This window comes from Microbacterium xerophyticum, assembly GCF_053543555.1.
In genome coordinates this window covers 751,688-759,906 of sequence record NZ_JBLVOB010000007.1, presented here as the reverse complement: position 1 = coordinate 759,906, position 8,219 = coordinate 751,688, and the positions used below count along the sequence as shown (strand labels likewise).

7 protein-coding genes are annotated in these 8,219 nt (G+C 68.3%); 6 read left to right on the top strand and 1 reads right to left on the bottom strand.

What is annotated here, in order from left to right; translation table 11 throughout:
* Positions 1–49: 49 nt before the first annotated feature.
* A complete protein-coding gene (locus ACNPNP_RS15190; RefSeq protein WP_448966860.1) occupies positions 50–1,573 on the bottom strand; it encodes an FAD-dependent monooxygenase in 1,524 nt (507 codons plus the stop codon).
* Between the two features lie 94 nt (positions 1,574–1,667).
* Here ACNPNP_RS15190 and ACNPNP_RS15185 point away from each other — a divergent pair, with 94 nt between their 5' ends.
* The 6 genes from ACNPNP_RS15185 (at position 1,668) to ACNPNP_RS15160 (ending at position 8,180) form a co-directional block, all read left to right on the top strand.
* Positions 1,668–2,459: an IclR family transcriptional regulator gene (locus ACNPNP_RS15185; RefSeq protein ID WP_448966859.1), complete on the top strand. Its 792-nt coding sequence runs from the start codon at positions 1,668–1,670 to the stop codon at positions 2,457–2,459.
* Between the two features lie 129 nt (positions 2,460–2,588).
* Positions 2,589–3,563, top strand: a complete 975-nt coding sequence (locus tag ACNPNP_RS15180; protein WP_448966858.1) for a TAXI family TRAP transporter solute-binding subunit — start codon at positions 2,589–2,591, stop codon at positions 3,561–3,563.
* Between the two features lies 1 nt (position 3,564).
* The gene (locus tag ACNPNP_RS15175; RefSeq protein ID WP_448966857.1) at positions 3,565–4,671 is read left to right on the top strand and encodes an alcohol dehydrogenase catalytic domain-containing protein; all 1,107 of its coding nucleotides are present in this window, start codon (positions 3,565–3,567) and stop codon (positions 4,669–4,671) included.
* Positions 4,672–4,688: 17 nt separating this feature from the next.
* Positions 4,689–5,639: a hypothetical protein gene (locus ACNPNP_RS15170; RefSeq protein WP_448966856.1), complete on the top strand. Its 951-nt coding sequence runs from the start codon at positions 4,689–4,691 to the stop codon at positions 5,637–5,639.
* A gap of 50 nt (positions 5,640–5,689) precedes the next feature.
* Positions 5,690–7,300 (top strand): bifunctional 3-(3-hydroxy-phenyl)propionate/3-hydroxycinnamic acid hydroxylase MhpA, encoded by a 1,611-nt coding sequence (mhpA, locus tag ACNPNP_RS15165; RefSeq protein WP_448966855.1) that lies wholly within the window; start codon positions 5,690–5,692, stop codon positions 7,298–7,300.
* The gene (locus ACNPNP_RS15160) at positions 7,293–8,180 is read left to right on the top strand and encodes a VOC family protein (RefSeq protein ID WP_448966854.1); all 888 of its coding nucleotides are present in this window, start codon (positions 7,293–7,295) and stop codon (positions 8,178–8,180) included. The genes mhpA and ACNPNP_RS15160 overlap by 8 nt, the downstream gene beginning before the upstream one ends.
* Positions 8,181–8,219: the final 39 nt, after the last annotated feature.

Below are 8,219 nucleotides of genomic sequence, written 5' to 3'. Positions count from 1 at the left end.
CCGGCCCGCCCCCGCGTCCGTTCCCGACGAGCCCGCCGGAACGGACGCGTCATGAGGGGGCGAACCCCCGGAGTGCCTCGTCGAGCACAGCATCCGGATCGGTGATCCCGTCACCGCGCCACGCGATGTGCTGGTCAGGGCGGATGAGCAGCACGGGTCCGCTCTGCTCGATCGCCGACAGCGGGATGCCACGTGCGGCGGCCGCCCTGCTCAGCGCGGCTGATGGCTCGGCCGGTCCTAGCACCGTCAGCTCCGGCCCGAGGAGGTCGTAGAGCGGGCCTGCGGCGACGATGCGATGGGGGAGGCGGCTGCCCGGGTCCGTGCGCGGGACGTAGTCTTCCGATCCGGTCACGTGGCTGCCGGTGGACGGACCGTAGCCGTATCCGAAGACGAGGTCGTCGGCACGGAACTCCGCGGTCTTGGTCCGCAGGATCTTCGCGGCATCCGACTCGCTCGTGTCGCCGGCACCGGCAAGGTCGATGGAGAGTGCCTTCATGTTCGCGCCGGCTACCGCGATGGTCTCAGCTGCGACGGGGCGACGCTCGGACTCGTAACTGTCGAGCAGGTGCTCCGGCGCCCAGCCGTTGATGACAGCTGCGAGCTTCCACCCGAGATTGACGGCATCGCCGACCCCGGTGTTGAAGCCGTGCCCGCCCCACGGCGGATTCTGGTGGGCTGCGTCGCCGACCAGGAAGAGACGCCCGGATCGATAGCGGTCGGCCAGTAGCAATCGCGCCTGCCACGGGTCGGTGGCGATGATCTCCACGTCTATGGGCCCGCCCACCAATCCGCGAATGATCTCGACGGCGTGGTCATCCGAGCCCACGGAGGCGGTGCCGGTCGAGATCGCCCACCAGGTGCCGTCGAGGTCGAGCGGCCCGACCACACCGGGCCAGGTCGGATCGATGGACCAGTAGTGGATCGACGGCGGGTGAGGGATGCTCGGGCCGAGCTCGCGTGAGCGGAACGTGATGTTCACGTTCGGGCGTCCGCCGGTCGAGCCCTCGTAGCGCGCGCCCATCGCCGCGCGGACGACGCTGCGCGGCCCGTCAGCGCCGATCACCCACGGCGCGGTGAAGGTGCGCCGATCGCCGTTTGCGTTCTCGACGTCGATGCGCGCGAAGCTCTCGTCTTGGGTGATCGTGACGGCGCGGAAGCCCCAGAGGGCGTTGATGAGCGGGCTTTCGGCGACAGCGGCGCGGAGAACCTCCTCGACCACGCCCTGGCTGATCTGCTGACCGGACTCCGGTGAGATCGACGGCGGGGTGCGCAGTCCGAGGCATCCGTCGATGTGCGCCACCTCGGGGCCCAACAGCGTCCTGACGAACGTGACCCGAGCGGACCACGCCACCGGCAGGGGCGCCGCGTCGCGGACTCGCTCGGTGAGACCCCAGCGACGGAAGTGCTCCATTGTCCGGGCGGAGGTGGTCTTCGCTCGGGGACGCGAGTGCTCGATCACGGTGCGCGGCTCGATGATGACGCTGCGCACGCCGTGATGGGCTAGCTCAAGAGCGGTGCTCAGGCCGACTGGACCGCCGCCGACGATGATCGCGTCGGGCTCGTCTGCGTTCATCTTCGTGCCTCTCCGTCGCGGGTGAACTGCATCGATCGTGCCGCGCCCGCGGGTGAAGGGTGCACTTCTTTTCATTGAATGGCAATCTTGGATAATGACGGAGACGCCGAACCGAGGCCGCCGCCCCGCCGTGGGCGAGCCGGTACTCGATCGCGCATTCCGGCTGCTCGACGCCTTCAGCGAAGAGCGCCCGCTGCTTCGGTTGAGCGAACTCGCTGTGCGGGCCGATGTTCCGATCAGCACGGCCCTGCGCCTGGCTCAGCGGCTCACCCGCTTGGGCGCCCTCGAACGACAGGCCGACGGCCGTTTCGCTGTCGGCCTCAAGATGCTCGAGTACGCGGCACTTGCTCCGCGCGGACACGGACTACGTTCGGCGGCGTTGCCCTACATGGAGGATCTGCATCGCGCGACCGGGCAGCACGTCCAGCTCGCGGTGCGCGAAAAGGGCGAGGGTGTGATCGTCGAACGACTCTCGGCCGCCCACGCCGGACGAGTGCTCTACCATGTGGGCGGGCGGTTTCCTCTGCACGGAACGGGGTTGGGCCTGGTGCTGCTCGCTCACGCACGCGAAGAGTTCCGGACGGCCTACCTCTCCCGGCCGCTGGTCCTCCAGCCGGAGGGGGCGGACGTGGATGTCGTCGAGCTCCGAGAGCGCCTCGGCGACATCCGCGCCTCCGGCAGGGCGACCTTCTCCCGCCCGATGCCTGAGCCTGCGAAGACTGTCGCGGCGCCGGTTTTCGGTGCGGACGGTGATTGCGTCGCCGCCCTCTCGGTCGTCGGCGCGGACGCGCTCGTCGACATGCGGATGATCGAGCCGGCAGTCGTCGCGATCGCTCGTGCCGTGTCTCGAGAGCTCGTCCGGGGAGATGTCGGACGCAACACCTGATGTACTCCCTCAGCGGGCTTCCGTTCGTGAAGGGAGCTCCTTCGGCGTGGCCAAGAGAATCTCGCGATCTTCTTGTTCTTGACAAACAGGACAGTGTACGTGCATAGTAGGACAGTCGAGGGAGACGTAATGACACGTGACGACGCGGATGTTCCGTTGAGAATTCAGGCCGATTGGGGCGGGGCGAACCTCACCCGTGCTGCGGGTTGGCTGGCGCAATGGCTGTGGGAGCAGACACCGGAACACCACCGGAGTGTCATCCACAACGGCCGCGGCATGGGCGACAACCTCGCAGCCCTCGGCGCAGGCGAAATCGACGTGGCCATCGCCACGCCCGCCTCCTTCGCTCGACTGGCGCGAGACGGGCGGGGCCCCTTCGACGGTCGCGGCATCCCCGACCTTGTCGCTATCGGCGCCCTCCCGCATCGTGACGCGATGATCCCCGTGGTGAGGGCCGATCTCGGCATTCACTCGCTCGCCGAGCTCGCAGCCGACGGACGACCGCTGCGCGTGTCGCTCGGCGTCAACGACCCCGACGGATTCATGGGATTCGGCGGGGACATCGTACTCTCCGCCGCCGGGATCGACCTGGCCGACATCGAGCGGCGAGGAGGCACTGTCACCCGCCACGAGCAGCCGTTCGACGCGATCGACGACCTTCGTGAGGGTCGGGCCGACCTGATGGTGTCGGAGGCCATCATGACCCCGGATTGGCAGCGCCTTGCCACGGAGCAGGACGTGCGCTTTTTGTCTCTCGGCACCGCGGAGCGCAAGGCGCTCGCCGAGGAGTGGGGTCTCGGCGTGATCGAGATCCCCGCCGGGTACTTCCCGACGGTCCACACCGCGATCGTCGCGCTCGACTACTCCGACTGGATCATCGCGACCACCACCGCACTCGAGGACGAGACTGCGGCGCTGCTCGCCCGCGCATTCATCGAGAACGCCGAGCAGTTCCAGCGCGGTTACCGGCACCTGCCGGTCGACTACTCCCCGCTGCGGTACCCGATCGACCCGGCGGTCGCGTCGTCGACATCCATCCCTCTCCATCCGGCGGCCGCTGCAGAGTACGCGCGCGCCGCCGCCGACAACGACAAGGTGAACTGACATGTGGGCATCCGAGGTCATCGACGAGAACGGTACGCTCCGAGTCGGAGAGGTCCCGGATCCTGTCGCGGGCCCAGGCGAGGCGATCGTGCGCGTGGAGGTGACCGGACTCGCCCCCGGAGCTTTCACCCTGTTGCGCATGGGAGCGGTGCCTCTCCTGCCAACGATCTTCGGGCATGAGATCGCCGGCGTGGTGGAGTCTGTCGGCGACGGGGCCGATGCCGCGCTCGTGGACGCCAGGGTGCGGGTGCATCCGCTGCTGTCCTGCGGCTCGTGCGACTACTGTACGACCGACCGCGAGATGATGTGCGCGCAGAACGCGATGATCGGGCACGCCGTGTTCGGACCGGAGGCCATGCCGCAGTACCGGAAGTACCACAACGGCGGTCTCGCCGAGAAGGTCGTCGTGCCCGTCGCCAACCTCGACCGGCTCCCCGACGGGGTGAGCTCCGAGCTCGGCGCGAAGGCACACGACTTCGCCAACGCGATCAGGGCCCTCAAGCTCGCCGAGCTGGACCCCGGCGCGACCCTCATCGTGACCGCCGCGACCGGGGCCATGGGTGTCGCGACCATCGCCTTCGCCCGCGAGTTCGGCGTGCAGCGCGTGATCGCTGTCGGCCGCGACGCGTCCAGGCTCGAGGAGGTCGCCGGGCTCGATCCCGAGCTGGTGCGCACGGTTGCGCTGCGGGACGACGACTCGCCGCAGACGGCCGCCGGCCGCATCCGCGCGATCATTCCGCAGGGCGCGCACGCAGCGATCGACTACCTGCCGCGCGGCCTGGGCGCCTCATACGTGTTCGGCGGCCTGCGAACCGGGGGACGCATCGTGCACATGGGTGTGAACCCGGAGCCGCTCGTCATCCCGCCCGCCGCGTTCTCGGTGAACTGCATCACCTTTGTCGGGACGCGCAACGGCACGCGCAAGGACGCGCACGACGCACTGCGACTGCTGGCCGCCGATCCTGAGCGCTACACGCGGCTGATCACTCACCGGCTCGCGCTCGATGAAGCCGATCGCGCCCGTGACAACTTCGCCACGAGGCAGGAGCCGATGTGGATGGCCATCGTGAGGCCCGACACCCGCAGGCCGTCGGCAACGGTCGTCTGAGACGAGGAGAGAACTTCATGGGCATCGTCATCGAGCGCTTCGACGCGTTCCCCTTCGACCAGCCGGCAAGGATGCTGCGGCGCAATGAGGCCGAACTCCTCTCCCGCGCCGTGCCGAAGATGCCCGGCGTCTCCTGGGACCCCATCCCGCCGCTGAAGGTCGTGCACTTCGACCAGGCCTATCAAGACGGCGCGTTCGTGCCGCCGCGCATCCTGTGGGAAGGGGAGACCGGCCGGATCGAGTGGCAGCAGATGGACTTCCGCCAGCCGATGTATCACCGCAATCTCGATGTCGACGAGATGTCGTACCAGATCCGCGGCAACCGCACGCTCATGACGGAACTCGGCACCGTCGAGCTGAGCGACGGGGACCTCGTGCGCATCCCCGTCGGCGTCGCGCATGACAACTACGGGCGACGTGCCAGCCACATCCTCTGGTACTTCCCGGCATCACTCGCCGACGTCGGCGAGGTCACGCGCACGAGCGAGATCCTCATCCCGCCGTTCGAGGGCTGGGTCGCCGACGTCGTCAACGAGGTGCACACCGACTGCCTCGGCGGCCGGCACTGCGACCGGGCCGTACAGCTGTCGGACGAGCGTCTCATCCTCGAGCAGGCGCACGAGGAGACCGACCGCCTCAAGGTGCTGTCATCGGATACCGTCACGAACGAGACCACCTGGGTGTGGCGCGGCGACCAGCACGCCATCGGCGTGACAGACGTCACCGACAGCGACGGAACCGTGTACCGCCGGCACCGAAACGCCGACGAGGTGCAGTATCAGCTCGAGGGCACACGCCTGCTGATCAGCGCAAACGGCGTGGTCGAGCTGCGCCCCGGCTCGTTCGTGCACATCCCCGTCGGGGTCGCGTTTGCGAGCATCGTGCATGGCTCCAGCAGGCACATCACGACCATAACCACCGGCAAGCTCGACTGCGTCTGGGAGGACGCCGAGGAGAGCACGCAGTGAGGCTTCGAGCGCATCGCGGCGTACCGGGACCAGCGCCGATCGGAGCGGGCATGAACCCCGACGTGGACGTCGTCGTGATCGGTATGGGTCCGGTCGGCAAGATGGCCGCTCTGCAACTGGCCCGCGCCGGGCACTCCGTCCTGATCGCGGAGCGCAAGGACGCCACCTATCCGCTGCCGCGCGCGGTCGCGCATGACGCGGAGATCGCGAGGATCCTGCAGAGCGCCGGCCTCGCCGTTGACACGATTCCTGACGCCGTCGAGCCGTACGACGACATGTACGTGTGGGTCAACGCGCAGCGCGTGACTCTGCACGAGGTCGACTGGACAGGCCTCGACCCGTCAGGCTGGCACAACACGTACTTCTACAACCAGCCCGCTCTCGAGGCCCATCTCGACCGGAGGCTGCGAGAGCACGACGAGGTCACGATCCGTCGCGGCACGCAGGCCCGGGTGCTGGACGACGATGCCGACGGCGTGACGGTGCTCCTCTCGCCGGTGGGTGGCGGCGCCGACGAGCGGGTGTGCGCCCGCTACGTCCTCGCAGCGGACGGGGCGAACAGCGAGACGCGCCGCTCGGCGGGGATCGGCTGGCACGACCTCGGCTACTTCTTCGATTGGCTCGTCGTCGACGTCCTCCCGTCGCCGCAGGCGGAGGTGACCCACCTCGCCCTGCAGATCTGCGACCCGGTGCGGCCGACGACCGTGGTCCCGGGCGGACCGGGCCGGCGGCGCTGGGAGTTCATGCGCCTCCAGGACGAGACTGTCGAGGAGCTCACCCGCCCGGAGCGCATCTGGGAGCTCCTGCAGCCGTTCGGCATCGACCCCTCCAACGCGGAAATCGAGCGCGGCGTCGTCTACACGTTCAACTCGGGCTGGGCCGATCGCTGGCGCGCCGGTCGCGTGTTCCTCCTCGGCGACGCGGCTCATCAGATGCCACCCTTCGCGGGACAGGGCCTCGCCGCAGGATTCCGCGACTGTCAGAACCTGGTCTGGAAGCTCGACCGCGTGCTGCGCGGGAAAGCCCCGGACTCCCTGCTCGACACATACGGCCCCGAGCGCACGACCCACGTCAGCGACTTCATCGAGTTCTCGATGGCGCTGGGCCGGATCATCTGCATCCTCGACCCGGAGAAGGCCGCCACGCGCGACGCGAGGATGATCGCGGAGCTCGCCAGCGGTCGCACGCCGGAACCGCCGCCCGCCCCACGTCTCGGCGGAGCCGGCGACGGCCTGCACGAGGGTGAGCGGGGTGGGACGCTGTCGCGGCAGGGCCGCATCCGCGGAGAGGGCGGCGAGCCGCGCCGATTCGACGACGTGTTCGGTCCGGCCGCACTGATCCTCCGTGACGCGCGGCTCGCGGACGGGCTCGACGACGCCATCCGGGCGCTGGAGATGGCGGGCATCGTCACCGTCGCCTTCGATGAGGGTGCTCCCGGAATCGTCCCCTTCGAAGACGTCGACGGCTCGTACCGGAACTGGTTCCAGGAATGGGACGCGGATGCCGTGCTCGTACGACCCGACTTCTACGTCTACGGGGTCGTCGCCGCCGGCGGCGGGGGAGAGCTCGCCGCCCTGATCGCCCGGTACCTCGCCCGGGTGACGACCGAACCCGGTCGCATCCGCACCCCTGCTTACGGAGAAGGAATCCATCATGGCTGAACACACCGCCGTCGGCGCAGTGTCCGAGATCGGCTACGTCTCGATGCGCACGAGAGACCTCGCGGCTTCCCTCGAGAACGCCGTCGACGTCTTCGGTCTGCACGAGACCGAATCCACAGGAACGAAGGCGTTCGTCACCGCGCAGAACAAGCACCACGAGCTGGTGTACTCGCAGGCGGACGAAGACGCGCTCGACCACATCGGGCTCGTAGTCCCCAACGGCGACGAACTGGACGCCATCCGCGCGAAGGTCGACCGCTCCGGATTCCGCATCGTCTCCGAGGCGCCGATCGAGGACCACATCGAGACCGGGTTCGCCTTCGTCGGACCCGAGGGGTACACCTGGCAGATCTACACAGAGAAGCTCGACTACTCAATGCTCAAGCGCGGCTCGCTCGCCCCGGACCGGCTCGGTCATGTCAACATCAAGTCGCGCAACGCCCCGGCGATGCCCCACTTCCTGCACGACACCTTCGATTTCCGAGTGTCGGATGCCATCGGCATCGACAACTTCTTCATGAGGTGCAACAACGACCATCACGGCATCGCGATCTTCTCCTCGTCCGACCTCGGCCTGCACCACCACGCCTGGCAGGCCGGCAACATCATGGATCTCGCCCGGCTCGGCGATCGGCTCGCCCGTCGCGGGGCGCGCCTGGCCTGGGGGCCGGTCCGCCACGGAGCAGGCGACAACATCGCGGTGTACTTCGTCGAACCCAACGGCACCGTGATCGAGTACTACTGCGACATGGAGACCATTCGCGACAAGGACCGTCCAGCGCGCTTGTTCGACCCCGACGACCTGTACTGGATCAACCAGTGGGATGGCCAGGTACCTGCCGGCATCCTCGACTATGGCGTCGCTCCCGTCGATCGCTGAAGCCGCATACGGAATCCGAAACCCTCTCACCCAGAAAGC